General features: G+C 60.8%; 1 pseudogene. It reads right to left on the reverse strand.

Annotated elements, in window-relative coordinates:
• Nucleotides 1-296: pseudogene (locus tag FFB58_RS19790) on the reverse strand (carbohydrate porin); the annotation flags it as partial.

A 296-nucleotide genomic window follows, 5' to 3' on the forward strand; every position in this document is an offset into this window, starting at 1 on the left:
GAGAGCTGGAACTCGCCGCCGTTGCCTTCGTTACCCAGACGGCCGATGGCCGAGGCTCCGTTGTAGGAGCCGTCCACCGCCACATACTTCTGATCCGCAGCCTGGAAGTGCGCCCCGTAACGGGCATAGCCGGTAAATTTAATCCCGAACGGGATAGCCATATCCGGGGACTGGGCGGCGCTCTGCGGCTCGTTAATAACGTCGGCTTTTTTCGCCACCGCGGCATCCATTTTCGCCTGGCGATCGGCCAGGGCTTTATCCACCGCTTTGGCCACAATGGCGTCGATTTGCTCCTG

The sequence above is a fragment of the Enterobacter sp. MF024 genome (genome assembly GCF_005843915.1).
Classification (GTDB): domain Bacteria; phylum Pseudomonadota; class Gammaproteobacteria; order Enterobacterales; family Enterobacteriaceae; genus Enterobacter; species Enterobacter barmai.